Consider the following 26,149-nt stretch of genomic DNA (forward strand, 5'->3'; position numbering starts at 1 on the left):
ATACCAATGATTTTGAATTTAGTGGTCTAAAGTATAAAAAAGATAAAAATCATGCCACGAGTGGTTGGCTGACAATAAAGTTATTTAATGAAAGTTGATGTCTGCCGGTAAGTTGTATCAACATATCTTCGTGTCCATAGGTTTCATTATTAAATTCAATTATCAAATATGTAATGTCGTCTATATCATCATATGACTGAATTATTTCCGTCTGTTTGCCATTGCTGAACTGATCAACCAGTTTAATACCAAGACCATCAGATAGGATATGGGAGAGATCGATTTTATCTTTACTTGATATAAAGTCGTGAATAGTATCGGCAGCTGTTACTAACGAATCGCTAATCCTGCGGTAGCCAAAGGTATTATTACCGCCATCTCCCCAAAGCTGGTCGGCACCACCACCACCAATGAGTGTATTATTTGCACTGTTGCCCCATATTTTATCATCGCCACTACCGCCAATGGCATTTTCAATACAAACCCCCAGTGCAATTGAGATATTGCCAGTTAATCCGCCAACATCAGAAAAGCTGCCTTCATTCAGGTTGATATTTTGATTTTGCCCATAGCCAGAGAAATCAAGTGTATCAATGCCACCAGCATCCCAAATGCAGAATATTAATATATCACTGGCTTCTTTTGCGCGGAAAGTCGCCCGCTTAAGAGTGGTGTTGAAACCGTAGGTCGTATTACAGGTGCGAGTCTTCATATTAGCACCATAGATTTGTTGGAGTGCTGCTATGTCAAGCATTTGCAATGATGATGCATAGTATCTACCATAATCTGCGCCAGACTTTTTCTCAGACAAATAACTCATAATACTGGTTTGTTGTGTATGGCCATGGTCATGTGTATGCTGCAGCCCTAAAGCATGACCAATTTCGTGAATGATAGTTTTTCCATTATATTTTATGGCTTTTTCAGAGTTGTCAGTAGCGTAATTAATCCATATCGGACTAAATTTATTTTTATTTGGATAATATGCATAACCGCTAATGCTTATATTATCATCTTCGAAGTTTGAAAATAATAGGTTAGTCGTCTTATCGTCAGTGGCCTCTTTGAACCGGATATTGGCGACATCCGAAACGCATCTCATTGAATGTTTGGTTTGACGCCTTTGCTTTTTGGTGAAGAAAAATGTTGAGGCACCTTGTTGATATTCTTTATCTGCTTTCCATAATGAATATTCTTGGTCAAATGAATAGTATAATATTGTCTTTCCTTTCTTATTGTTGACGTTTTTATATGTGTAGGATGTGGTTATTTTTTCAATAGTCTCACTTTTTATGTCATGATTATTTCTTTCTTTAGTCATAATGGCTTCTTATAAGTTAATTAATTTTAATGTTGTTGATATAACCTGTGTATTACATATTGCGTTCACACTCTTAGTCTTTATTCATCAATGTTATGGTGAGTTTAATAAACATATAGAGTGAGATTATATGGGTGGGAACTCTGTAGTTGATGTGTGTGAAGTATAATAATCATGCGATAGCTTGTGGGCTAAAAATAAAATTATTTAATGAAAGCTGATGTTTGCCGGTAAATTGTATCAACATGTCGCTTTCATATTGGTTATTATCAAAGTCAATCATCAAATGGGTAATGTTTCTCACGGAATCATATTTCTGCATTATTTCTGTTCCGCTATTTTTACTGAATTTATTCACTAGCCTGGTTTTATTTTTGTCTAATCCTAAAGCAGATAAATCGATGCTATCTTTATTGGCTTTAAAATCGTGAATGGTATCCGCCGAGGTTGTTAAAGAGTCACTAACACTGTAATAGACAAAGGTATTACTGCCTCCTCGCCCCCAAAGCTGGTCAGCTCCAAGCCCACCGGCTATCCTATTATTTGCACTGTTGCCCAAAATGTTATCATCACCACTGCCACCGATGGCATTTTCAATACAAACTCCAGCAGCAATTGAGATATTTCCTGTTAATCCACCAACATCAGAGAAGCTCAGCTCCTCCAGATTAATATTTTGATTTTGCCCATAGCCGGAGAAATTAAACGTATCAATACCGCCAGCATCCCATACACAGCATATTAATATATCGCTGGCTTTCTCTGCAGTGAAATACGGGCGGTTGCTATTGGAATTGAAGCCGTAGGTAGTATCGCCAGTACGGGTGCTGATATTGGCACCATAAAGGTTTTGGAGTGCCGCTATATCAAGTAGTTGCGGTGTTGATGGATAGTTTCCGCCATAATCTGCCCCAGAGTTTTGCTCAGATAAATAACTCATGACGCTGATTTGCCGTGTGTGCCCATGGGAATGAGTATGCATCAAGCCCAGAGCATGGCCGAGTTCGTGAATGACAGCATACCCGCCAAAATTTACTTGGGTTGGATTTTGAATATCCTGTGTCACGTAATTAATCCATATTGGGCTGAACCCCCCTTGGTTTGGATAATAGGCATATCCAGCATCACCGGTATCTCGCTGGTCGTAGTTTAAAAATAGTAGGTTAGCGGAGCTATCTTGAGAGGCTTGAATAAATCGGATATTCGCGACATCTGCAATGCTTTGCATTGCAATATTGCTTTGACGAATTTGTTCTTGATTGAATGCAAATATTGGCGCACCTTGCTGCTTTTCGATATCAGTGCTCCAGAGTAAATAGCTTTGATTAAATGAATAAAATAAAATGGTGGTATCGTTATTATTGCTTTCTCTCCATGTAGCGTCAGAGGTTGCTGTATCAATCTCTTCATTTTTTAACTTATGTTTAGATATTATATTATTCTTTTTATATATGGGTGAGGGGGATTTTCTGAGCGATTCTGTGGCCATCATTACCTCTTAATGAATGAAAATTATTCACTTTTAAAGTTATTAATATGAGGCGGATGATTTTACTGATGGCGCTTATTATTTAAATGAGTATTTTCTTAAATAATACAGTGGATTTTTTATGATATTTTATTAATCATATTTAATCTAAATGAATTAAACATCCCATATTCTTTTTTTATTACTTTCTCAAAGAATATGGGAGTGGGTATTTATTTACAGCACGCCTTGAGACAGCATAGCATCCGCCACTTTGACAAAGGCCGCAATATTTGCGCCGTGTACATAGTGGGTTTGCTTACCTTCACCGCCATATTCAACACAGGATTGGTGAATATCCAGCATAATGTGGTGCAAGCGCACATCAACTTTTTCTGACTTCCAGCTCAGTCGAGCCGCATTCTGTGCCATTTCCAGGCCAGATGTGGCAACACCGCCGGCATTGGCTGCTTTGCCCGGAGCGAATAGCACGCCAGCTTCCAGGAAAGCATCGGTGGCTTGGATCGTCGTCGGCATATTCGCGCCTTCGGCAACCGCTTTAACCCCATTAGCAATCAGCTGGCGAGCGGCAGGTAAATCCAGCTCGTTCTGGGTTGCACAAGGTAAAGCGATATCAACCGGCACGCTCCACGGCTGTTGATCAGCTAAATAGACCAGATTACGTTCACGGGCATAATCTTCAATGCGACCATAACGTTTGTTTTTGATTTCAGCCAGATGAGCTAATTTTTCTGGTGTGAAACCGGCCTCATCCACCACGGTACCGCCTGAGTCGGAAGCCGTAATCACGCGAGCACCCAGTTCCATGGCTTTTTCGATAGTATATTGAGCAACGTTACCGGCACCGGAAACAGAGACTTTTCTACCTTCAAAACCTAAACCATGACGTTTTAGCATGGCATCAGTGAAATAAACCAAACCGTAACCGGTTGCTTCTGGGCGAATCAAACTGCCGCCGAAAGAAAGCCCTTTGCCAGTGAAAACACAGGCGGTGTTATTGGACAATTTCTTCATCATACCGGACATAAAGGCCACTTCACGGCCGCCAACACCAATATCACCCGCAGGAACATCAGTATCTGGGCCAAGATGACGGAAAAGTTCGGTCATCAGTGCCTGGCAAAAACGCATCACTTCAGCCTGGCTTTTTCCTTTCGGATTAAAATCAGAGCCGCCTTTGCCGCCACCCATTGGCAATGTGGTCAGGGCATTTTTGAAGGTCTGTTCAAAACCCAGGAACTTAAGAATTGATAAGTTTACTGAAGGGTGGAAACGCATCCCGCCCTTATAAGGGCCGATCGCCGAGTTAAATTGAACACGCCAAGCACGGTTAACCTGAACTTTACCTTGATCATCAGTCCAGGCCACACGGAATTGAATGACGCGCTCTGGCTCGACTAAACGCTCCAGCAGGCTTTGTTCACGGTAATGCGGGTTTTGCTCCAGAAAGGGCCAAAGTGACGTAAATACTTCACGGACGGCTTGGAGATATTCTGGTTGGTTGGCATCACGTTGTTGTAAAGATTCTAAAAACGACTCCAGAGAGGTTAAACCATTCATCACTAATAATTCCTTGTACCAATTAAGACTCTCCTGACGAATTATTATTATTAAAACTGTGAGGAGACGATGTTGTGCATCCTTGACTATATCATTGGTTTATATTCACACAGCAAGGGATTTTGACAAAAAACTTAGCAGGGTTATCAATGAGTGGTTAGCTGCGGTGGGCGGGGCTTTACTCTAAAACATGCAAAAAAAACGCCCGCAAAAGGCGGGCGTGAGGGGGATGACGTTATTGATGCTTAATCGTCTTCACCATTTTCATCATCGCGCAGTGGCACGATGAGCATATCAACATGGACGGTATTGATCAGTTGGCGTGCTGAAGACATCAACTTGCTCCAGAAATCCTGATGATGACCGCATAATACCAAGTCCATATCATATTTCTTAATTGCATCAACCAATACCTGACCCAAATCGCCACTACCACTCAGAGTTTGCTCGATCGGATAGCCTGCATTTTGCGAAAGTTCGGTCAATGCATGGTGAGTTTCTTCAGAAATGCGTTTTTGCATATCGCCAAGATTAACGTCGATCAGACCGGTATAGAGATCTGAGTAGTTAACATCAACATGGATCAGGGAAACTTTGGCATTGTACGGTTTGGCCATGGAGACCGCTTTTTCCACCAACACCTTACTTTCCGGAGATAGGTCAACCGCAATCAGAATGTGTTTGTAAGCCATAAGTAAACTCCTTCCATAATGTTAATTAATGGGTAAGCAAACATTCAACCTGTTGAACGGGTGCTAACGCGATATCTACATAGTAGCATTATGACCCTTAACTGAAGTGTTTCACGGATCACAACACACTGTTTTGATGATGATCACTAAAGTAGGCGTATGTCTTTTTACACCAAGCGGTGACTAAATTCTACCGCTGATTACCTTGGCACATTGCTATATTGATTGAATTTAAAGCAGATCATTACGTTAAGTATAGCGCCGAAAACGCATCCTGATGGATGGAATTTCATATTTGTGATGCAAATGTAGCTTACGAATATCAGAGGTGAAATTTATATAATTTAGTTAAGAAAGATTAATATTTAGGCAAGGTTTGTGCAGACTAATTGTATTCTCTAGCCAGAAAAATTCGATATAAGTTAATACTAATCGATACTTAACAAAGGCCAAAATTGGCTTAATTTAGCGATTATCAGGCTATTTTTCATTTCATTTCCTACACTCATAAAGGGAGTCCTACACGTTCGGATCGTGTGTCGCGCGAAAACGCATCGAACCACAGTCAAAAAGCGAACGATAGGGGGTGGCTTTTGAGGCCCTGGGGGTGTTTATATCGGCTAGAGTGAGCGATGGCGTAGCAGGTTCAGGTCACTGACCTAATGCGTGTGATATCGCTGGGAGGATGATTATGATCAGTACCGTCGCGCTTTTTTGGGCTCTGTGTGTGGTATGTGTGATTAATATGGCACGTTATTATTCATCACTACGTGCTTTGTTGGTGGTATTGCGTGGTTGCGACCCGTTGCTGTATCAATATGTTGATGGCGGTGGATTTTTTACCTCCCATGGCCAGCCGAGCAAACAGATTAGATTAGTCGGTTATATCTTTGCTCAACGCTATCTTGATCACCATGATCCGGAGTTTATCCGCCGCTGTGAGAGATTACGTGGGCAATTTATACTGACCAGTGCACTTTGTGGTTTGGTCGTGGTCAGTCTGGTGGGACTAATGTTGTGGTATTAGTATGAAATCTTGGCATAAAAGTATTTAAAAAGGCGACCTAATAAGGCCGCCTTTTATTTACCATTACTGCCCGGTGCTATTACCGTTCAGTATCATCACAGTTTCGCGCTAAGGCGCACTATGACAGCAATACATTCGCTGGATTTAGATAAACTTCAATGCAATCCAATACAACCCGCCGGAGAGAAGAATAGAGATTGGCAAGGTTAACACCCACGCCAACATAATGTTCTTCACCGTCTTACTCTGTACACCACCACCATCAACCAACATGGTACCGGCAACAGCGGAAGAGAGCACTTGGGTTGTCGACACTGGCATACCGGTGTAACTGGCAATACCAATCGAGACCGCAGCAGTCATCTGGGCAGAAACCCCTTGGGCATAGGTCATGCCTTTCTTACCGATTTTCTCACCGATGGTCACTGCAACACGTTTCCAGCCAACCATGGTACCCAAAGAGAGGGCCAGAGCGACGGCAACGATAATCCAGGTTGGTGCGTATTCCACTGTTTCCAACAAATCTGTGCGCAGATTGTTGAGGAAACGACGGTCTTGAGCACTGGTTTCTGGCAGTTTAGCCACAATTCCTGCGGTTTCGGCGACACACATCAGCAAGCGACGCATATGGCTGCGTTGGTCAACCGTCAGGTCGTCATAGCTTTGCAGATTAGCCAGCAGTGTTTGTGCTTGGTCAATGGCTATCATGGCGCGTGAGCTATCACAGTGGAACTGTGCTGGTGTATTCGGCAATGTTTCTGGTGTCGGTACCAATGGCTTCAGCGCGACAGCATGAGGTAAGGCCTCAATATGCTGCTGATAATATTGTTGCAGATGAGTCACTGCATCGCGGGTGCGGGCAATATCATAGCCGGTAGCACTCATATTCACGACAAACCCAGCCGGAGCCACACCGATTAATACCAGCATGATCAAGCCAATCCCTTTCTGACCATCGTTAGCGCCGTGAGAGAAACTCACGCCAATAGCCGATAAGATCAGTGCAGTACGGGTCCAGAATGGCGGTTTACGTTTACCGTCTTTCTTTTCACGTTCAGCGGGAGTCAGGTGAATACGTTGCTGCTTCTTGGTTCCGTTCCAGTAACGACGTAGCAGGAACACCATCAACCCAGCAATAACCAGACCCACAATCGGGGACAGGATTAATGACAGGAAGATTTGAATCATCTTAGGAACGTTCAGCGCATCTACTACAGATGTACTGGTCATTAATGCATTGGTTAAACCAATACCGATGATTGCACCAATCAGCGTATGTGAACTGGACGCTGGGATACCAAAATACCAAGTGCCCAAATTCCAGATAATCGCGGCCAGCAGCATAGAGAAGACCATGGCCAACCCATGTGCCGAACTGACGTTTAACAGCAGATCAGTAGGCAATAGGTGAACAATGGCATACGCCACGCTCAAACCGCCCAGCATCACGCCGAGGAAGTTAAACACCCCTGCCATCACGACAGCCACCTGGGAACGCATGGCACGGGTATAAATTACGGTCGCGACCGCATTGGCTGTATCATGAAAACCATTGATGGCTTCGTAAAACAGCACGAACAACAAAGCAAGAACTAACATTAGGCCGGTATGGAAATCCAGGCCAGCGAAAAGATGTAGCATAAGCGTTACGCCAGTTTGTGGACATGAACGCGGCGCATTATCAGTGACAATGGGGGGTGGGGAAAAGGAAAATATGACCTTTTTTTGACATGACCGCGGACTAGATCGTCCTTTTGCACAACATATGCATGTTATATCAGCAGGTTACTTAGTTTTACCGTATGAGACATTTTCTTACTATGGCTTCCTGTCGGTGGGCGACTTACAATCTCTCGCCGCAAATTTGTCGGTCGAATGAACTCAATAATACGCAAACCGACTAAAAGCGGACGATTTTGCAGCAATGATTTTCTGACTCAATGAGGCTCAGTGTGGAACAGTTTGATGTGGTAGTGATAGGTGCAGGTGCCGCGGGGCTATTCTGTGCGGCTCAGGCCGGGCAAGCAGGATGCCGGGTGCTATTAGTGGATAACGGCAAAAAAGCTGGGCGCAAGATTCTGATGTCTGGCGGTGGCCGCTGTAATTTTACTAATATGTTTGTAGAACCCGCAGCCTATCTTTCACAAAACCCTCATTTCTGTAAATCTGCTTTGGCGCGTTATACCCAATGGGATTTTATCGACCTGATGAATCGCTATGGTATCGCCTGGCATGAAAAAACATTAGGGCAGCTATTTTGCGACGACTCGGCACAACAAGTGGTTGAGTTGCTGCTGAAAGAGTGTGAATTGGGGCAAGTGACCATTCGACTGCGCAGTGATGTTCTGTCGGTCGAGAAAAACGAGAGTGGCTTCCTGCTCCATATCAACGATATGAAAGTGAGCGCTAACTCACTTGTTGTGGCTTCTGGTGGGCTGTCTATGCCTGGTTTGGGCGCATCGCCATTCGGCTATAAGCTGGCCGAACAGTTTGGCTTGAAAGTGTTGCCGACCCGCGCGGCTTTGGTGCCTTTTACCTTGCACAAACCTTTATTGGAGCATCTGCAAACTCTCTCCGGTGTTTCAGTGCCCGCAGTGGTCACGGCAGAGAATGGTACCAGTTTCCGGGAAAGTATTTTATTCACTCATCGTGGACTTTCTGGCCCGGCAATTTTGCAACTTTCAAGCTACTGGCAGGCTGGCGAGTATGTGAGCATTAACTTACTTCCTGATACCGATTTAGATGCATTTTTGAACAATGAGCGGCAGGCGCATCCGAATCAGACATTGAAAAATACCTTGGCTCAACTGCTGCCGAAGCGGTTAGTAGAGTGTCTCCAGACTCTGGAGCAGCTACCAGATGTGACCCTAAAGCAATTAAATGCTCCGCAGCAAGCCACGTTAGTGGCGAACTTGCAGCAGTGGCGTGTACAGCCCAATGGAACTGAAGGTTATCGCACCGCTGAAGTCACTATCGGTGGTGTAGACACTCAAGAGCTCTCCTCTAAGACAATGGAGACCCAAAAAGTGCCGGGATTGTACTTCATTGGCGAAGTTGTTGATGTTACAGGCTGGTTAGGTGGCTATAACTTCCAGTGGGCCTGGAGCTCGGCCTGGGCTTGTGCGCAGGCATTGGCCGCGAAGCAGGCACAATGAAATTAGCCCGCTAAAACCACTGCGATGGTGCAATAAAGCCTCTTAGCCCGGTATATCCGAGCAAGAGGCAATAAAGAAATCAGTGCGGTATGACTCTTAACGCAGTGCCTGAAGAATATTATAGGCTGCTTGCACGCGGACAGGGTTCGGGTAGTTTTTGTTAGCTAACATCACTATGCCGATCTTCTCCTCTGGGATAAAGACGATATAGGCACCAAAGCCATTGGTCGCGCCAGTCTTATGCACCCAGGATGCCGGTGTTGCCAGCTGTGGTGGCAGCAATTCCTCGGCTTTACGTGGTTTCAAGGCGATATCATTGCCACTGTCGGCAATGACTGTTTGTGGATTGATAGGCCAGTTATACATTTCCCAACCCAATCCTTGGAACAAGTCTCCAGCCTGGAAATAGCGAGATTGAGCCGCAATGATTGCTTTCTTTAGCTTATCGTTTTCGACCGGTAGATTGTTTGGCTCCATATTGGCCCGCATAAATCTCACCATATCTTTCGTGGTGGATTTTACCCCATAGGCTTCCTCACCCAGCATGCCCAAGGTTACGCGTACCGGCTGACCATCCTTATATCCCCAAGCATAGTTTGACTGCATGGATTCAGGGACAGTGATAAAAGTATGTGTCAGTTTTAATGGCTGGAACACAGACTCTTTCATGTAGTTTTCGAAGGTTAATGGGCTATTTTTCACCGCTAACGCACCGAATAAACCAATGCTGGCATTAGAGTAATTTCGCATTACACCAGGCGCCCACTCTGGCTGCCACTGCTGATAATATTGCCACAGTGATTTTTGGTCTGTAACCGAATCAGGCAGTTGCAGAGGAAGCCCTCCCGCAGTATAAGTCGCCAGATGCAGCATTTTCACACCTTGCCACTGACGCCCTGTTAGCTCAGGTGCGTATTTAGTCACTGGGTCATTAAGATTCATGATGCCAGTTTGCGCGGCATATTCCCCGGCTATTCCGGTAAAGGTCTTACTGACCGAGCCCAGTTCAAACAGCGTATTTTCAGTCACCGGAATACCGGCTTTTATATCCGCTACACCATAGTTAAAAAATTGCGGCTTGCCGTCATAAAATACGGCGACGGCCATACCGGGAATTTCCTGTTGTTCGATCAATGGCTTAAGGGTTTTATTGACGATAGCCGCAACCTGCTGCTCCGTTAGTATGGTTTGTGCCGAGGTATAAAGTGGGGAAGCTGCGATAGCGGTAAAGACCAAAGTATTGATAATAGACTTTTTTAACATGGGGATATCTTCCATAAATTATAATAAGCGATAAGCAGTGTGGCTCCTTTTGCGCTGCCGATTCTGCGATGATTGACTATGGATAACAATCGATTATATTTGATGCTTAATAATAGAAAAACTAACAGATAAATCTATGGTACGTAGTTATATTCCCTTAAATTCACTTCGTGCCTTCGAAGCCGCCGCCCGACAGTTAAGTTTTACTAAGGCTGCTATCGAATTAAATGTTACCCATGCAGCCATAAGCCAGCAGGTCAAAGCGCTGGAACAACGCCTTAATTGTCGGCTCTTTATTCGGATTTCTCGTGGATTAGTGTTAACAACCGAAGGCGAAAATCTGCTACCAATTCTTAATGATTCCTTTGATCGTATCGCAGACACACTTGACCGTTTTTCCGCTGGGGTGATGCGTGAAAAAGTCAGAGTTGGTGTTGTTGGGGCCTTTGCAATCGGCTATCTATTGTCGCGTATGAAGAGTTTTCAACAGCGCTATCCGCATGTCGATATTTTACTTTCAACGCACAACAATCGTGTTGATGTCGTGGCTGAAGGGCTGGATTACGCTATTCGTTATGGCAATGGAGCTTGGCATGATACCGAGTCGCAATTTTTGTGCGATGCGCCACTGGCTCCGCTGTGTACCCCTACATTGGCGGGGAGTTTACGCCACCCTAATGACCTGCAAAAATTTACCCTACTGCGTTCTTATCGGCGTGATGAATGGTCGGCATGGTTTGCTGCTGCTGGAGGATGCGTGCCTTCACCCTCCCAGCAAATAATGATGTTCGACTCGTCGGTAAGTATGCTGGAAGCGGCACAAGCAGAGATAGGTATTGCGCTGGCTCCACCGTCGATGTTTGCACACCTGTTACTTAGCGAACGTATTATCCAGCCTTTTAGCACGACGATTAACTTGGGCGGATATTGGTTAACTCGTCTGCAATCCCGCACAGAAACAGCGGCTATGCGGGATTTTTCACTATGGTTATTGTCTGAGATGAAATCTGAGAAAGTAGAGATGTAGCCTCAGTCTTAGTGGTTTCATCATTAAGTGGGTGGTTAACTTCTACTTAAGTTAAGGCTTACCCTCGTTGACGGTGAAAGAACTTAGGGTGTTATTATCTGCAAACCTCAGATCCAGAGTGCGTTGAGTTCCACGATTCATCACAATTGGTATGGGGAATAGCAAGGTGGAGGTTTTTTCATTCCAGCTATAGTGCCAAGTGAATGCAAGACTAAAATTGCTGGGTTCCTTCGGCGGCCCTAGGCGTGTTAGGACGTCCTTCTTTGTTGTCTTGCCTGGCACTAACCAATGTTTCAGCGCCGCCTGGTCGTAATTTCCCAGAGCCTGCTCATGGGAGCGTTCCTCACCGAAGAGACATCCCTGGAGTAAAGGCAAGATAATAACTAAGAAGGCAGCCCGCTTATTCAAAAGGATTTTCAACAAAAGTAGATACCTTTTTAAATTGGACTGGTTTTAGAATCGCCACACTGGTCGAAGGATCGGTTACAATTTGATTTAAATGAAAAATACACTTCCCAATTCGTTCTCCTGTATCAAAATTTACGTCGTAATCCTTGCCTGCTTCTGGGGTGAACAATACCGACATTTGGCACTGGCCCCGAAAGGTTGCATCAGTTGTGATCGAGATGATTATTGGCTGGGGTTTGACGCGAACTTCAAAATAATAACTTTTATAATCCTGCTGGCGATAACTCAGCTTGGGCATGCTTATATCGCGGGTATCGTTATAAAACCCCAGTGCAGTATGCGGGACTAGTTCTCGATCGATGTTGTCTTCTTTTGCCTTGATTGATGTGCCAGTCACGTTACTGACAAAGCGAATGCGGGCGATATTATTCCCTTCTCCCACGGGGTCTTGATATACCGGGGCTGAATGAAAAGGAGAAGTGCAGCCCGTAGAAATTAACGTCGTACCGAGCAGTGTAAAGGCCAAAATTTTATGCATATAAATACGTCCAGTAGGAAATTTACTGGTTACTATCGGCTTGAAATTACTACACTTTAGTGATTTTTATTCAACGTGCGAACCCTGACACTATTTATTACGCATTATCTTAACAGGGAGCATTTGGCCCCTGATTCATCTGAATATGACCGTTACCTTGGTGTACTTCTAGATTTCTTACTCGGAAGTTGTGTTCCCGCCAGACTTGGCATGGCTTGGCGCATGATATCGAGAAATGCGCGCAATCTGGCCGGGTAAAAACTGGCGTGGGGGTAAACTAAATAGATGGGTAAAGGTAATCCGTGCCAGTCTGGTGCCAGATGGACTAATCGTCCTTGTGCCAGGTCGTCGCTGATTACCCATGTTGATGCAATCCCTGCTCCTAATCCTGCCAGTGCAGCGTTACGTAATGCATACAGGCTGTCGGTACTCAACTGTGGTTCAATGGAAAAACGCTGGATTTCGCCATTAGTTTTATGACTAAGAACGACTTCATTACGGTAAAACGAATTTAATGCTATCCAATGAAAATCCAGCAATTGTTCTGGATGTGTGGGCAGCGGTTTGTTGCTCAATAACTCCGGTGCGGCCACGACGATGCGCGGTACTTCCGCGAGAAGAATGGCGACAACCGAAGGGTCTGTTACTGCCCCAACTTGAATGGCACAATCAATACCTTCAGCAATAAAATCTGGGCGACGGTCGTTTAGCATCCATTCAACCGACATTTTCGGGTAACGATATAGATAGTCTTTAAGTGGTTTGATTAACTGATCTTGCCCAAAAGCGTGCGGAACCAATACACGCAATAAGCCCCTAGGTTCATCTGTCGCGCCACGTAGGTCATCCTCCATGGCATTCCAGCTTGCAACCAATTCTTTGGCGTGGGAATAACAACGCTCGCCATCATCAGTCAACTTCATAATATGCGTGGTACGTTGCAATAACTTCAAACCCAGCAAACGTTCCAGTGTTTGCAAGCGGCGGCTAATTGTTGGTTGGCTTGTGCCCAGACGTGCCGCCGCCCCGGACAAACTTCCCGCCTCGACAATGCGAATAAATGTTTGCATCAACTCTATACGGTCAATGCCAGATAAATTAGTTTCAGTCATACGTACAGCGTATAACAGTTTTACTCTTCGGGCGACTACCACGATGTGTCTGTGCAGGCAAAAATATAGCCTCAATAACATTACAGGTAGCAATCATGTCAGTCATTCAAACCACATCAAGCCCCACAGAAAGCATTGAGCAAAGCCTATCCGGACGGACAGTTCTTATGTTGGCAACCGGCGCAGGTCTTAGCGTTGCATCAATTTATTATAGCCAGCCATTATTGGGCGTTATGGGTAGTGATTTGCATGCCAGCGTAGGTGCGGTAGGGATGGTGCCGACATTGACCCAAATTGGTTATGCCTTGGGCATTTTATTACTGGCCCCCTTGGGGGATCGCCATGATCGTCGGATTATCATTTTGTTGAAAGGTATTCTGCTGACTATGGCATTGTTATTTAGCGGCTTTGCACTAGGTATCAGTGGGTTACTTGTCACCAGTTTTGTTATCGGTATTGCGGCAACGATGGCGCAGGACATTGTTCCGGCTTCCGCTAGCTTAGTCTCGGCGGCCCAACGCGGAAAAACAGTCGGAACAGTTATGACGGGTTTGCTGCTGGGCATTTTGTTGTCACGGGTATTGAGTGGTTTTGTCGCTGAATACTTCGGTTGGCGGTCACTGTATATGGGCGCCGCACTGTCAGTAATTTTAATCACTCTGGTGATCTGGCGCGGTTTACCACGGTTGCCAGCAACCTCAACACTGAGTTATCCGGCTCTGTTCACCTCAATGAGCCATTTGTGGCTGCAGTTTAAAGAGTTACGTCGGGCTGCATTATCACAAGGACTATTATCTGTAGGATTCAGCGCATTTTGGTCAACTTTAGCAGTGATGCTACAGGATACTTATCACCTTGGTAGCGCAGTGGCAGGGGCGTTTGGCCTTGCCGGTGCTGCGGGTGCGCTGGCTGCTCCATTAGCGGGATCATTGGCTGACCGCCGAGGACCACAAGTGGTTACTTTAATTGGCGCAGGCCTGGCAACATTATCGTTTGCCGCGCTGTTTCTTTTGCCTTTGTTGCCATTCCAGCTTCAGATAGGGCTTATTGTCGTCAGCGCCGTTGGTTTTGATTTTGGTGTTCAGGCCACATTAGTCGCGCATCAAACCATTATTTATAGCCTTGAACCCGCAGCTCGTAGCCGACTCAATGCACTGTTATTTACCGGCGTGTTTGTTGGGATGGCTGCCGGCTCCGCCTTGGGCAGCCTGATGCTGGAAAAAATGGGCTGGGCCGGTGTTGTTGCCCTGATTACCCTAGCGGGTGCCGCAAGTCTGGCTGTTCGATGGCGCGGTCGAAGTACCCAATAACAGGATTTTTAGCAGTAACACATAGAAAAACTTTACCCAGTATATTTCGGGATGCCTAACAACTAGGCACCCCGATGTCACATTTTCAATTCCCATACAGAACACTAAATTTGGCCGTTGATATTTGCTATCGAGACTACCTTTGCCTGTTAGTTTTGTAGGTAAGCAATGCTGTGGCGAATCTCTCTTTCAATATCAGCTTCTGACCAGGTATTTAACTGTGATGAGAATGGCTCAAAAGCATATATTCCCTGATAGCCTAGCCGCTCAAGATTGATGACTTGCTGTTTACTGTTGAGCTTATCCTGTTCACTTAGCATGATGCGGTCTTCATCAGTGAGTGTGGATTTTAGCCGTGTTTCTTCGACACCAGAAAGATGCACCAGACCAATAGTATTGACGTCAATGTGTGCATCAAACTCGGCTTGAGCAATATCACTCAAATAGTAATGGAAGGTATCTAGCACCATTTTGTAAGGGGCTGCCGATTTACCAATGATGGATTGTGTGAGTAGATGAGAGCGTAATGAACTGATACCAAAGCCCAAAGGCTCCACTAGCCCAGTGACCTGATATTTTTTAAAGAGTGGGGCGAGCAACAACAAGGCATCTAGTGTGTCTTGCTCTTTTTGCCCGGCTGAACGCCGGTCACTGGCGCTACAATTTGGGCATAGAATAACGCCATGGCAATGAATTGCTTGCGCTTGTTTTAGCATGCTTTCTGCCTCTTGCAGCAGCGCAGAACGGTACTCTGGCAAATTAAAGTATTGCAACGCGTTGATAGTAACAATTTCAATTTCATATTCGTTGGCTAGTGCATTCAGCTGTTCTGTCGTTAACTCATCAGTGACTTTGCCACTTGCCATGTCATTACGCAGTTCAACCTTATTTAACCCGCACTTCTTAACCAGCCGGAAAAAGTTCTCAATACTTAAGTTGGGGGCTATTTTGCGATTAATACAGAAACGATTTTGTGCAATAGACATGTTATTTGCTCCTGCCGGGAATCACCGGTACTGCTGTTGATAGGGGTTGTTTCGATCTTTTTGCCAGCATCGCTTCTTCCATGTGTTCCAATGCCACCCCTTTGGTTTCAGGTACAAAGCGGCAGATAAACCAATAACTGAACAAGCAGCAGATAGCGAAAATCCACATTGGGAAGGCACCGTGGAATTGAGATGAAAGATAAGGTTGGTCATTCATCATTGGGAAACTTTGTGAGACAGCGAAGTTAGCGACCCACATGCAGCCAACAGCAATACTCATGCCTTGCGCCCGCATCCGGTTGGGGAATATTTCAGAAATTAGCACCCAAGTCCCAACACCCCATGAAAGAGCGTAGAAGATCATAAAGAACAACATGCCAAACAGTGCCAGATAGCCAGTCGACTGGTTGTAGAGGGCGAAGGATGTGATCAATAACCCGAGAATGGTGCCAATGGTACCAAAGCGCATCAGTGGTAAACGCCCCATACGATCCATCAATATTGCACCAATAACCGAGCCAACCAGTTGAAGTACACCAAGCCAGATCGTTTGGAATAGCGCCTCTTGCATATTACCGGTGACCACTTTCAACACCACCGGGGCGTAATACATCATGACGTTGACGCCAGTTACCTGTTGCAGCATTGCCAGCATGCAACCGACAAAAATAATAAAACGTACTCTGTAATCACCGTAGTTCAACCGATTCTTATGTTGTTGCCTATCTTGTGCCAGCGAGGCTTTTATCTCGCTCAATACATTTTGGGCATGGTTGGCATTAGAAACCTTGGTGAGCATAGCCAATGCCTGGTCTTCTCGGCCGACCATGACACTCCAGCGCGGAGATTCAGGAATAAAGAAAACAAAGATGCAAAATAGCGCGCAGGGAATAACTGCCGAGCCAATCATCCAGCGCCAACCATATTCAATGAGCCACAGCTCGGTAGCCTGACTGGCAATTTTATAGTTAACGTAAAAGATGACAATTTGCCCAAATACAATGGCAAACTGCTGCATACTCAGTGCTCGCCCACGCATATCTTTGGGCGAAACTTCAGACATATACATTGGGGAAACCGTCGAAGCCAATCCAACGGCTAATCCACCGATAATTCGATAGATAACAAAGACGGTGAACGTCGTCGCCAGTGCTGCTCCAATGGCAGAAATAGTAAAGAGAGCGGCAGCCAGCATAAGGGCTTTTTTACGCCCCCAGCGACCAGCAATTGGGCCAGAGATAAACGCACCAATGACACAACCGATAACAACATTAGAAACTGCCCAACCCGTTTCTGCCGGGCTAAGGTTGAAGTAACTTTTCAGTGAATCTATTGCACCTGAAATGACTGCGGTGTCATAGCCGAATAAGATGCCACCGAGAGCGGCAATGCCGCAGATCCGCAACACATAACCGGTATTCCTTTTTTGTTGATATGCCATAAAAACTCCGTTTAGTGTCCCTTGTCGCCAACCTGCTGCATTAACCTGTTGAGAGAAATAAGCAGGGCAAGAGTTGGATTGAAGTAACGTGCATACTGATTTTAATAAGAACATCCATTTCATTTTTATTAAATAACGAAACATTAATTTTTCGATCCAGCTCAAATATCAAGCAGTAAAAAATCTTGTAATAGCTATTTAAGGCGACGGAAAGGCACCTGAACACACTGGTTTTTTTTACATTAACAGCTTTTATAGGATGTAAAATCCAGAAAATGCAGATGGATGAGTATATTGCGTAGATGTTCTGAGTATTTTTATGTCCGTGTTAGCCGCTTGCAGGAACTTGCGATGCATCGCACAAAACAAAATTTCTAAAGAAAGTTATTTGAAACTTTTTTTTCAATAGCATAGAGTCTGCATATCGGCTGGTTTTTCGCCTTTTTGGCGGCTGGTCGCCTTGCGGGCTATCTTGGCTCTACCACAAGATAACCCTTACTGATTGAGCGCATGTTCCGTTAGGTGTCTGGCATAGAGCCATTTTCAATGACCCTTGCGATAGCCGCTATTAAGAAGAGGGTGAGACATGAAAATTGTGAGTAACTTTATTGGCGGGAAGAATTGTCTGAGTTCTAGCCACCAGACAGCCGATATTCATAATCCAGCCACCGGTAAAGTTGAAGGCCAGGTTACACAAAGTACCGCTGAAGAAGTGCATCAGGCTATCGGCGTAGCACATGAGGCGTTTGCCGACTGGTCACGTACTACCCCTCTGCGCCGTGCCCGCATTATGTTCAACTTCAAAGCGCTGATTGAACAGCACCGGGATGAATTGGCAGAGTTAATTGTTCGTGAGCACGGTAAAGTCTATTCCGATGCATTGGGTGAAATCACTCGTGGGCTGGAGGTTGTCGAGTTTGCTTGTGGTATTCCACACTTATTGAAAGGTGAATATTCTGCAGATGTCGGCACCGGTGTTGATAGCTTCTCGATGATGCAACCTTTGGGGGTTGTGGCTGGAATAACACCGTTTAACTTCCCAGCAATGGTACCAATGTGGATGTTCCCAGTTGCATTAACTTGCGGCAACACCTTTATTCTGAAGCCGCCAGCCCTAGACCCTTCTGCTTCTGTGCGCCTAGCTGAATTACTGACCGAAGCTGGGCTGCCTGATGGTGTATTCAATGTTATTCACTGCTCAAATGAAAGTGCTGCCCAACTTTGCACCGATCCACGAATTCAAGCGGTAAGTTTTGTTGGTTCTTCTACTGTTGCCGAACATATTTATACCACTGCCAGTGCCTATGGTAAGCGCGTTCAAGCTTTCGGGGCGGCAAAAAATCAGGCAATTATTATGCCTGATGCCGATCTTGATGCGACTGTAAATGCCCTAATGGGCGGAGCATTTGGGTCTGCGGGTGAACGTTGCATGGCACTGCCAATTGCTGTAGTTGTCGGCGATAGCACGGCAGATAAACTCATTGAAAAGCTAAAGCCTCTTATTGCTCGCTTACGTGTCGGCCCTGGCATGCAGCAAGGCGGGGAAGAAAATGAAATGGGGCCATTAATTTCAGCAGCTCATCAGAAAAAAGTCCTTGGGTATATTGATCAAGGCGTTAAAGAAGGTGCGACGTTAATCACAGATGGCCGCAATTATAAGGTTGCAGGTCATGAGCAGGGATACTATGTCGGCGGTACGCTGTTTGATCATGTCACCCCAGATATGAAGATTTACCGGGAAGAGATCTTTGGGCCAGTGCTGGGAATAGTCAGAGTTTCTGATTATCAAACGGCAATTAATACCGTGAATAGCCATGAATTTGGTAATGGGAGTGCAATTTTCACGAGTAGTGGCCACTTTGCTCGGCAGTTTGTGCATGAAGTTCAGGCTGGGATGGTCGGTGTCAATGTGCCGGTTCCGGTCCCTATGGCATTTCACAGTTTTGGTGGTTGGAAGCGCTCTGTATTCGGGGCATTGAATGTTCATGGCACGGATGGTGTGCGTTTTTATACGCGGATGAAAACAACAACCGCCCGCTGGCCAACGGGTCAGCAGACAGTTTCTGAATACAGTATGCCAACACTGGGCTAATGCTGCTTGTGGTGTTCACTAGCATAATTTCATGTTGTTAACAGGAGAGTCATTATGTCTTCACTGCTTGCCAAGTGTCAGTCACCGGATGCGGATGGGCGTATTCAGCATATTTCGCCAGAGAATGCGGGTTGGCGTTTTGTTGGGTTTGATGTCTATCGCCTTACCGCTGGAAAAACGCTGAATCTGGGCAGTGCCGATAATGAACTCTGTCTGGTATTAGTTGCCGGGATTGCCTCAATCTCAACGCAACGTGCTGAATATCCTCATGTTGGCAAACGCATGAGCCCATTTGAACGAACACCTCCATACTCTGTTTATGTCCCACACCATGATCATGTCAACGTTGTGGCAGAAACTGATTTAGAACTGGCCGTCTGTCGTGCTCCTGGTCATGGTCATCTGCCTTCTCGTCTTATTACTCCAGCAGATGTCGGTGTGGAACGGCGAGGTAAGGGTCGTAACCAGCGCTTGGTACATAATATTTTGCCTGATAATGAACCAGCAGACAGTTTGCTGGTGGTTGAAGTGTATACCGATGAAGGGAATACCAGTTCATACCCAAGCCACAAGCATGATCAGGAAAATGCAACCGATGAAACTTATTTGGAAGAAACCTATTATCACCGGCTGAACCCAGAGCAAGGTTTCTGTATGCAGCGAGTCTATACCGACGATCGTTCACTGGATGAATGTATGTCAGTCTATAACCGTGATGTGGTAAAAGTCCCTAAGGGTTACCATCCAGTGGCAACATTGGCAGGTTATGACAGCTATTACTTAAATGTTATGGCGGGGCCAGTGCGGCTATGGAAGTTTACTTGGGAAAAAGATCATGCGTGGATGAACAGTGATCAATACCCAGTAGTGGTAGACAAAAAGTAAGAGTAAGTCACTTTTTGAAAGTAATGATTAGATTATGAATTAAATGGGTAGGTTGGATCCTACCCATTTAATAGATTCTCGAGGTTGATGCCCGAAAGCCTTATCTGAAGTTTTACTCTTTTGCGTTATTCAGTGCTAAAGAGACGGCAAGAGTTTGCGCCAGGCACATGGAAGCAACCTGTGAACGGAATCCATCAACTTGGGCTTCGCGCACCACAAAACACACATCACTAAACGCTGCCAATGGGCTGACCTGGCTATCCGTAATCGCAATCTGTTGAGCTCCACTTTTCGCGCCTAATTCCACCAGTTCTAAAGCTTCTTGTGCATAAGGCGAGTAGCTGATGGCGATAACCACATCTTTAGGTTTCACCATACTCAATTGTTCCGCAAACATTCCTCCCAGCCCATCAATCAGGAAAGCCCGGCGTTCCAGATGACGCAATGCATAAGTCAGGTAGGAAGCCACGCTGAAAGAGCGGCGTAGGCCAATCACATAGATATTTTCTGCGTTGTTCAATAACTCAACGGCTCTGTCTAATTGCTCGGCACTGGTTTGCACGGCCAACTGTTGCAAAGCTTGTGCATTGACCATGGTAAATACATTCAGTATTTCAGCCGGTTTTTCTGGGGCAGTATTGCCATCGGTTGAGGTTTGGCGGAATAACCGTGCCCGTTCGGTATAGTTGACGGTCTCTTCCATCAAGTGCTGACGGAATACCTGTTTCATTTCATTGAAGCCACTGAAACCAAAGGCATTGGCAAACCGAATTAAGGTTGATGGTGGCACACTGGCTTGAGCCGCAATGGAAGCAACCGTATCAAAGGCAATGCTATTACTGTTATCCAATATATAACGAGCAACTTGTTTTAAGCGCTTGCTTAACGTCTCATAGCGATGACGAATTTGGTCTTGTAACAATGAAAGTTGAGTCGGGTTATTCATCCATTAAGGCCCACGGCAGAGGAAAATTCGGGTTATCCCCTTCGTACTTGAAGTCACAACAGTGTCAGCTACATTTCACTCGCCAACTTACTTACCTGAGTAAGTTCATCGGAATGAGTTTGTTTGCTACTTATCTGCAACGCCAAGTTCTTTGGGTATGTCTATCAAGTATTCTAACAGGTGGTTGGAAAATTTCATTTACTGATATTGGCATTTGTTTTTATTTCATTGCAACTTGAATCAGCCCACCAAGGCATATTAAAGGAAATGCCTATAACCTAAAGATATTACTTTATTAAGTTTGACAAAAATCAGGATTTTTTCAGGCTAATGAGGAATAAACAGCGCAGATGGCAGCACAATGGCACCGATATGTTCCCACACCAGCGCCATTGAGACTGTTTTATCGTTAGGCTAGCGGACGATAGTCTCGCCAATAACCTATCAGCGTTTGATAATTTTGTTTCACTTGTGAGATGAGCTCAGCATCATTTAACTCACCTTGCAGCCAATGGCGTGATGCCTGACCGAAGATAGTTCTACCAACGGCAAAACCTTTAACCCAAGGAGCTTGTGCTGCCGCGGCAAAACCCGCTTTTAATATGGCTTCAGGAGAATCCAACCCCAGAATTAATACGCCTCGGCAATAAGGATCCTGAGTTTCAATCAACTTACCAACTTGTTGCCAGTTTTCAGCACTAAGAGGTGGCAACTTCCACCAATCTGGCTGAATACCCAACTGATAGAAATGAGCCATATTTTCAATATAATAGCGTTCATCTTTATCTTTATTGTCTTCAGGTAAAATGACTTCTAACAGCAGTTCATGCCCTGATTTGCAGCATCCATGGTAAACATCCAGGATCAGTTCATCTTGCTGTTGGCGCAACTCTGCGCTGTCTTTGGGATGATAAAAAATCAAACACTTTACAACATGTTCTAGCGGCCAATCGATAAGTTGGGACCCAATATTGCCATGCTCGAGCCGTAATGGTCTTGAACTTGGTTGTTCAATTGGGCGGCCTATCCACCATCCTTGACCTGTAATGGTATTGAGGGCTTCCTGCCCGTATGTCGTATCTGCCAGAATGCCACTTTTATGCTCCAGCCCAGACTCTTGGGCTGCCTGCTGAGCTGCTTGCAGCAACAATGTTTTAAGTTTGGGAATGCGCTCTTCACTAACACCCGCATCACGAGCCATATCGGCCAGCTGTTTCCGGTGATCAAAAGCAAACACACAAAGCTCCGGCCACTGCTGTTTACGAGTGGTCACCCGGTGTAAATGGTTAAGGTGGGCATCACGATCAGGGCGTGGAACAGCATGCTCGCGGCTGAGATAGTCATCTAATTCAATTTTAGTTGGCATCGCCGGTGCACAGCCATGACGTGAAACAACCAGCGCGCCACAAGCATTGGCATAGCGGCAAGCTTGCTCCCAGCCCTCATCATTAAGGTAACCGCGCAGCAAACCAGACATGAATGCATCACCCGCCCCCAGTACATTGAGAACTTCGACACGAACGCCAGAATGTAATTTGACCTGCCCCCAACTGTTGGGAATCTCTGCTTCAAATACTGAGCAGCCCTGTGCGCCGCGCTTACAGACCAGTGTCGCCGGTGTCGCTTTGCGTACATTTTGCAAAGCAGTCAGTGTATCGGTACTACCACCGGCAATATGGAATTCTTCTTCGGTACCGACAATCAAATTGAAATGATGCAGAACTTCCTGCAATTCCTGAGTCACTTTTTCTGATTCAATGAAACGTGTTTCACCGTCACCCAGAGAGGTTAAGCCCCATAATACTGGGCGATAATCAATGTCCAGGGCTGTTCGCAGACCATGCTTATGAGCATATTCCAATGCTTTTAGCACTGCGGCGCGCGTATTTGGATGAGAAAGATGTGTACCGGTGATAGCCAGCGCGCGTGATGACGCAATATAAGACTCATCAATATCATCTGGCGTAAGCGCCATATCTGCGCAGTTTTCACGGTAGAAGATCAGGGGGAATGTCTCTTGATCTTTAATACCCAGAATAACCAGAGCGGTTAGGCGCTGTTTATCTGTAATAAGAAAACGGGTATCGGCCCCAACACGCTGTAATTCCTCGCGCAGGAAGCGGCCCATATGTTCATCACCGACACGTGCCAGCATCCCTGATTTCAAGCCTTGGATTGCCGTTCCATAGGCAACATTACCTGATGACCCGCCCAAATATTTGGCAAATGTGCTGGTATCTTCCAGTCGGGATCCAATCTGTTGTCCATAAAAATCAACGGCAATTCGCCCGATACATATGACGTCCAGCACTTTGTGTTGTGTACCCATCCCCATTTCCTTCTGTATTAATTCAAACCCCGACAATGACCGATGAAATGTATCTGTAATAACGTTTCTGAAATCAGTATGAGGAATAAATATTTCAAATTCAAGATTAAATGAAATTTATTCCCCGGTTATGTGACACGGCTAAAAGCCTTATATCACGCATGAAAATAGGACTTACACCAATGAATTAAGTCGGTTATTGATAACTTTTTTAGGGGGTATGGCCGATATTTATTATCAATTTAATATAATTATATCAATAAATTATATGTATATTTTGTCAGATGAAATTGGCGCCAATTCAGCCCGCTCGACAAGCTTTTTATTGTTTCACTGTTTGCCTGATTATTTGATCTTCATCGCAGAATGAAATGTTTCTTCTGTAATGTGATTTTATGAAAAAAATATTTGTTTATAATCCCAGCTATGTTTCACCTAACTGTCGTCAGCATCGCGGAAGCTAACAAGCCGGCCTCTTCGCTCCGACAACCGTATCCCGAGGGCTGAAAGTACCTCAGTCACCATGGTGTCGCACAAACCAAGCAAAGGATGGATAAATGAATAAGATTCGGCTAACCACGGCACAGGCATTAGTCCGGTTTTTGGACAATCAATACCTGCAAGTTGATGGTCAGGAAATCAAATTTATCAAAGGGATTTTTGCTATTTTTGGCCATGGTAATGTGCTGGGTATCGGGCAGGCATTGGAACAAGATTGTGGTGGGTTAGTGGTCCATCAGGGGCGAAATGAGCAAGGAATGGCTCATGCTGCCACCGGATTTGCTAAACAGAAATTGCGTCAGCAAATTTATGCTTGTACATCATCTGTAGGGCCTGGCAGCGCCAACATGATTACTGCCGCAGCAACTGCAACAGCCAACCGTATCCCGCTACTGCTCCTTCCTGGCGATGTGTTTGCATCACGTCAACCGGACCCAGTATTACAGCAAATTGAACAATCTCACGACCTGAGTATCAGTACCAATGATGCATTCAAACCGGTCAGTAAATATTGGGATCGTATTACTCGGCCGGAACAACTGATGAGTGCGTGCATTAATGCGATGCGAGTACTGACCGATCCTGCAGAGACTGGCGCAGTGACACTTTGTTTACCGCAAGATGTCCAGGCTGAAGCTTATGATTATCCTGATTACTTCTTCCAAAAACGAATTCATCGCCTTGATCGGCGGCCTGCCAGTGCCGTAATGCTAGCAGATGCTATTGCTTTGCTAACTTCAAAGCATAGACCGATTTTAGTGTGTGGTGGCGGGGTAAAATACTCGCAAGCAGGTCAGGCATTGCAACGATTTGCTGAGTGTTTTGGTTTGCCATGGGTAGAAACACAAGCTGGCAAAGGGACTATCAGCTCCGAGCATGAATTGAATCTTGGCGGTATTGGCGAAACCGGTTGTTTGGCGGCTAACACATTGGCAAAGCAGGCTGACTTAGTCATTGGCGTCGGCACCCGTTATACCGATTTTACCACATCATCTAAATGGCTATTCCAGAACCCAGATGTCTCATTCCTCAATATTAATGTCAGTGCTTTTGATGCGGGTAAACTGGATGGTCTGCAATTATTGGCTGATGCACGGGAAGCATTGTCAGCATTACATCAGCAACTCGGCAATACAGGCTATCAGGCCAACTGGGGCGGTGAAATTGCCCGGATGCGTGCTGAACAGTTAGCTGAGACTCAGCGAGTCTATCAAGTGGAATACAATGCTGATGATTTCACTCCTGAAATTAATGACCATTTAAATCGTGAACAAGTCTTCGCTGAATTTATCAATAAAACCGGCTCTTTCCTGACGCAAAGCCAAGTGTTGGGAGTGCTTAATAATCAGTTACCTCAAGATGCTGTCATTGTTGCAGCTGCGGGCAGCTTACCGGGTGATTTGCAGCGGGTGTGGCGGACCAAAGGGAGTAATGGCTACCACGTTGAATATGGCTACTCATGTATGGGTTATGAAGTCAGTGCTGCACTAGGTGTGAAACTGGCTGAACCTGAACGTGAAGTTTATTCATTGGTTGGTGACGGTGCTTTTATGATGTTGCACTCCGAGTTGGTCACATCTATCCAGGAGCGCTGCAAAATTAACGTCGTATTGTTCGATAACATGACCAATGGCTGCATTAATAATCTCCAGATGGAACATGGCATGGACAGCTATGCCACTGAGTTCCGTTTCCGTAATCAAGAAACCGGCCAACTAGACGGTGATTTTGTCCCGGTTGATTTTGCTATGTTAGCAGCCGCCTATGGCTGTAAGACATACCGTGTTTCCACTGAGCAGCAACTTATCGATGCATTGGCAGATGCCCGCTTGCAGACGATTTCAACCTTGATCGACATAAAAGTCCTGCCAAAAACTATGGTGCATAAGTACCTGAGTTGGTGGCGAGTTGGGGTTGCTCAGGTGTCTGAAAGTGAAAGGACGGACGCGGTGGTTCGGGTGCTGGAGCAAAATATCGCTAAAGCCCGTGATTACTAGCACTCATTGCATTTGATCTGGATGTGAAGTCGTAAAACGAGCAGGTATTGCCTGCAAACCGAAACTTCAT

At 45.4% G+C, this 26,149-nt stretch carries 19 protein-coding genes; 7 read left to right on the plus strand and 12 right to left on the minus strand.

The window, feature by feature from the left end; genetic code table 11:
• Positions 1 to 49: 49 nt before the first annotated feature.
• The 4 genes from FTA96_RS02870 to uspA form a co-directional block, all read right to left on the minus strand.
• Entirely contained in the window at positions 50 to 1,321 is a 1,272-nt protein-coding gene (locus FTA96_RS02870) for a M10 family metallopeptidase C-terminal domain-containing protein (RefSeq protein ID WP_145573138.1), read from the minus strand.
• A gap of 172 nt (positions 1,322 to 1,493) precedes the next feature.
• Positions 1,494 to 2,810, minus strand: coding sequence for a M10 family metallopeptidase C-terminal domain-containing protein (locus tag FTA96_RS02875; protein ID WP_235897413.1), 1,317 nt, complete (start codon positions 2,808 to 2,810; stop codon positions 1,494 to 1,496).
• A gap of 216 nt (positions 2,811 to 3,026) precedes the next feature.
• Positions 3,027 to 4,370, minus strand: a complete 1,344-nt coding sequence (gene gdhA, locus FTA96_RS02880) for an NADP-specific glutamate dehydrogenase (RefSeq protein ID WP_145573140.1) — start codon at positions 4,368 to 4,370, stop codon at positions 3,027 to 3,029.
• A gap of 245 nt (positions 4,371 to 4,615) precedes the next feature.
• Positions 4,616 to 5,062 carry a universal stress protein UspA gene (gene uspA, locus FTA96_RS02885; protein ID WP_050110710.1) on the minus strand — a complete coding sequence of 149 codons (447 nt, stop codon included), beginning with the start codon at positions 5,060 to 5,062 and terminating at the stop codon, positions 4,616 to 4,618.
• A gap of 691 nt (positions 5,063 to 5,753) precedes the next feature.
• Here uspA and uspB point away from each other — a divergent pair.
• Positions 5,754 to 6,089 (plus strand): universal stress protein UspB, encoded by a 336-nt coding sequence (gene uspB, locus FTA96_RS02890; RefSeq protein WP_005187112.1) that lies wholly within the window; start codon positions 5,754 to 5,756, stop codon positions 6,087 to 6,089.
• Positions 6,090 to 6,233: 144 nt separating this feature from the next.
• Here the strand turns inward: uspB and pitA are convergent, their stop codons facing one another.
• Positions 6,234 to 7,730, minus strand: coding sequence for an inorganic phosphate transporter PitA (pitA, locus tag FTA96_RS02895; protein WP_050110708.1), 1,497 nt, complete (start codon positions 7,728 to 7,730; stop codon positions 6,234 to 6,236).
• A gap of 311 nt (positions 7,731 to 8,041) precedes the next feature.
• Between pitA and FTA96_RS02900 the strand changes: the two genes are divergently transcribed.
• On the plus strand, positions 8,042 to 9,244 hold the full coding sequence (locus FTA96_RS02900) for a BaiN/RdsA family NAD(P)/FAD-dependent oxidoreductase (protein ID WP_145573142.1): 1,203 nt from the start codon (positions 8,042 to 8,044) through the stop codon (positions 9,242 to 9,244).
• A gap of 96 nt (positions 9,245 to 9,340) precedes the next feature.
• Here FTA96_RS02900 and ampC read toward each other — a convergent pair whose 3' ends face one another.
• The gene (gene ampC, locus FTA96_RS02905) at positions 9,341 to 10,507 is read right to left on the minus strand and encodes a class C beta-lactamase (RefSeq protein ID WP_072078661.1); all 1,167 of its coding nucleotides are present in this window, start codon (positions 10,505 to 10,507) and stop codon (positions 9,341 to 9,343) included.
• A gap of 136 nt (positions 10,508 to 10,643) precedes the next feature.
• Here ampC and ampR point away from each other — a divergent pair, with 136 nt between their 5' ends.
• Positions 10,644 to 11,534 (plus strand): LysR family transcriptional regulator AmpR, encoded by an 891-nt coding sequence (gene ampR / locus FTA96_RS02910; protein ID WP_145573145.1) that lies wholly within the window; start codon positions 10,644 to 10,646, stop codon positions 11,532 to 11,534.
• 400 nt (positions 11,535 to 11,934) lie between these two features.
• On the opposite strand, the gene FTA96_RS02915 is transcribed toward ampR, so the two are convergent.
• Positions 11,935 to 12,480, minus strand: coding sequence for a hypothetical protein (locus tag FTA96_RS02915; RefSeq protein WP_050123696.1), 546 nt, complete (start codon positions 12,478 to 12,480; stop codon positions 11,935 to 11,937).
• A gap of 152 nt (positions 12,481 to 12,632) precedes the next feature.
• Positions 12,633 to 13,592, minus strand: a complete 960-nt coding sequence (locus FTA96_RS02920; protein WP_145535408.1) for a LysR family transcriptional regulator — start codon at positions 13,590 to 13,592, stop codon at positions 12,633 to 12,635.
• Between the two features lie 95 nt (positions 13,593 to 13,687).
• Here FTA96_RS02920 and FTA96_RS02925 point away from each other — a divergent pair, with 95 nt between their 5' ends.
• Positions 13,688 to 14,902, plus strand: a complete 1,215-nt coding sequence (locus tag FTA96_RS02925) for an MFS transporter (protein ID WP_145573147.1) — start codon at positions 13,688 to 13,690, stop codon at positions 14,900 to 14,902.
• 149 nt (positions 14,903 to 15,051) lie between these two features.
• On the opposite strand, the gene FTA96_RS02930 is transcribed toward FTA96_RS02925, so the two are convergent.
• Complete coding sequence (locus FTA96_RS02930) at positions 15,052 to 15,888, minus strand: TIM barrel protein (RefSeq protein WP_050152317.1); 837 nt, start codon at positions 15,886 to 15,888, stop codon at positions 15,052 to 15,054.
• A gap of 1 nt (position 15,889) precedes the next feature.
• Entirely contained in the window at positions 15,890 to 17,329 is a 1,440-nt protein-coding gene (locus tag FTA96_RS02935) for a sugar porter family MFS transporter (RefSeq protein WP_050123700.1), read from the minus strand.
• Positions 17,330 to 17,915: 586 nt separating this feature from the next.
• Between FTA96_RS02935 and FTA96_RS02940 the strand changes: the two genes are divergently transcribed.
• Both FTA96_RS02940 and iolB read left to right on the plus strand, forming a co-directional pair.
• Positions 17,916 to 19,421: a CoA-acylating methylmalonate-semialdehyde dehydrogenase gene (locus tag FTA96_RS02940; protein ID WP_145573149.1), complete on the plus strand. Its 1,506-nt coding sequence runs from the start codon at positions 17,916 to 17,918 to the stop codon at positions 19,419 to 19,421.
• Between the two features lie 54 nt (positions 19,422 to 19,475).
• Positions 19,476 to 20,306 carry a 5-deoxy-glucuronate isomerase gene (iolB, locus tag FTA96_RS02945; RefSeq protein WP_145573151.1) on the plus strand — a complete coding sequence of 277 codons (831 nt, stop codon included), beginning with the start codon at positions 19,476 to 19,478 and terminating at the stop codon, positions 20,304 to 20,306.
• Between the two features lie 112 nt (positions 20,307 to 20,418).
• Here iolB and FTA96_RS02950 read toward each other — a convergent pair whose 3' ends face one another.
• Positions 20,419 to 21,252, minus strand: coding sequence for a MurR/RpiR family transcriptional regulator (locus tag FTA96_RS02950; protein WP_004707148.1), 834 nt, complete (start codon positions 21,250 to 21,252; stop codon positions 20,419 to 20,421).
• 409 nt (positions 21,253 to 21,661) lie between these two features.
• Positions 21,662 to 23,581: a bifunctional 5-dehydro-2-deoxygluconokinase/5-dehydro-2-deoxyphosphogluconate aldolase gene (locus tag FTA96_RS02955; RefSeq protein WP_186372841.1), complete on the minus strand. Its 1,920-nt coding sequence runs from the start codon at positions 23,579 to 23,581 to the stop codon at positions 21,662 to 21,664.
• 557 nt (positions 23,582 to 24,138) lie between these two features.
• Between FTA96_RS02955 and iolD the strand changes: the two genes are divergently transcribed.
• Entirely contained in the window at positions 24,139 to 26,079 is a 1,941-nt protein-coding gene (gene iolD, locus FTA96_RS02960) for a 3D-(3,5/4)-trihydroxycyclohexane-1,2-dione acylhydrolase (decyclizing) (protein ID WP_050152322.1), read from the plus strand.
• The last annotated feature ends 70 nt before the right edge of the window (positions 26,080 to 26,149 follow it).

This window comes from Yersinia alsatica, from assembly GCF_902170305.1.
GTDB lineage: Bacteria > Pseudomonadota > Gammaproteobacteria > Enterobacterales > Enterobacteriaceae > Yersinia > Yersinia alsatica.

Bases quoted from the DNA above. Each gene is read 5' to 3' on its own strand.
- FTA96_RS02870 (WP_145573138.1), bottom strand. From the start codon at position 1,321: ATGACTAAAGAAAGAAATAATCATGACATAAAAAGTGAGACTATTGAA.
- FTA96_RS02875 (WP_235897413.1), bottom strand. From the start codon at position 2,810: ATGGCCACAGAATCGCTCAGAAAATCCCCCTCACCCATATATAAAAAG.
- gdhA (WP_145573140.1), bottom strand. From the start codon at position 4,370: ATGAATGGTTTAACCTCTCTGGAGTCGTTTTTAGAATCTTTACAACAA.
- uspA (WP_050110710.1), bottom strand. From the start codon at position 5,062: ATGGCTTACAAACACATTCTGATTGCGGTTGACCTATCTCCGGAAAGT.
- uspB (WP_005187112.1), top strand. From the start codon at position 5,754: ATGATCAGTACCGTCGCGCTTTTTTGGGCTCTGTGTGTGGTATGTGTG.
- pitA (WP_050110708.1), bottom strand. From the start codon at position 7,730: ATGCTACATCTTTTCGCTGGCCTGGATTTCCATACCGGCCTAATGTTA.
- ampC (WP_072078661.1), bottom strand. From the start codon at position 10,507: ATGTTAAAAAAGTCTATTATCAATACTTTGGTCTTTACCGCTATCGCA.
- ampR (WP_145573145.1), top strand. From the start codon at position 10,644: ATGGTACGTAGTTATATTCCCTTAAATTCACTTCGTGCCTTCGAAGCC.
- FTA96_RS02915 (WP_050123696.1), bottom strand. From the start codon at position 12,480: ATGCATAAAATTTTGGCCTTTACACTGCTCGGTACGACGTTAATTTCT.
- FTA96_RS02920 (WP_145535408.1), bottom strand. From the start codon at position 13,592: ATGACTGAAACTAATTTATCTGGCATTGACCGTATAGAGTTGATGCAA.
- FTA96_RS02925 (WP_145573147.1), top strand. From the start codon at position 13,688: ATGTCAGTCATTCAAACCACATCAAGCCCCACAGAAAGCATTGAGCAA.
- FTA96_RS02930 (WP_050152317.1), bottom strand. From the start codon at position 15,888: ATGTCTATTGCACAAAATCGTTTCTGTATTAATCGCAAAATAGCCCCC.
- FTA96_RS02935 (WP_050123700.1), bottom strand. From the start codon at position 17,329: ATGGCATATCAACAAAAAAGGAATACCGGTTATGTGTTGCGGATCTGC.
- FTA96_RS02940 (WP_145573149.1), top strand. From the start codon at position 17,916: ATGAAAATTGTGAGTAACTTTATTGGCGGGAAGAATTGTCTGAGTTCT.
- iolB (WP_145573151.1), top strand. From the start codon at position 19,476: ATGTCTTCACTGCTTGCCAAGTGTCAGTCACCGGATGCGGATGGGCGT.
- FTA96_RS02950 (WP_004707148.1), bottom strand. From the start codon at position 21,252: ATGAATAACCCGACTCAACTTTCATTGTTACAAGACCAAATTCGTCAT.
- FTA96_RS02955 (WP_186372841.1), bottom strand. From the start codon at position 23,581: ATGGGTACACAACACAAAGTGCTGGACGTCATATGTATCGGGCGAATT.
- iolD (WP_050152322.1), top strand. From the start codon at position 24,139: ATGAATAAGATTCGGCTAACCACGGCACAGGCATTAGTCCGGTTTTTG.